1 pseudogene is annotated in these 396 nt (G+C 76.0%); it reads right to left on the bottom strand.

The features are described from left to right. Positions 1 to 396: pseudogene (locus CCN33_RS19755) on the bottom strand (oxidoreductase); the annotation flags it as partial.

Here is a 396-nt window from a genome sequence, read left to right as displayed (position 1 = left end):
CAGGACGATCCGCTCGGCCGTGCGCGCCACCAGCCCGTTGTGGGAGGTGAAGGGGCGCAGCGCGAGGATCTCGCCGTGCACCACGGCGGCCGTCACCAGCGCGGGCGCGGAGGACCCGGCGATGATCAGCTCCGCGAGGCCGTCCAGGCGTCCGGACACCTCCGGGGCGTCCGGCAGCGGCAGCTCGATGAGCGGCTCGTCCGCGAGTTCGCCCGCCTGGCGCGGCCGGCCGACCTCGTCGGTGTCGCTCGCGGCGGCCACCATGTGCAGCCGGGCCAGCACCCGCAGCGGGGACTGCCGCCAGATGGACAGCAGTTGCCCGGCCTCGGCGGTGAGCCGGAGAGCCGCGCCCATGACGCGTGCCTCGTCGCCGGTGCTGAAGTCGGTGCGGCGCCG

It is taken from the genome of Streptomyces recifensis (assembly GCF_002154615.1).
Lineage (GTDB): Bacteria > Actinomycetota > Actinomycetes > Streptomycetales > Streptomycetaceae > Streptomyces > Streptomyces griseoluteus.
This window is presented reverse-complemented; position numbering and strand designations above follow the sequence as displayed.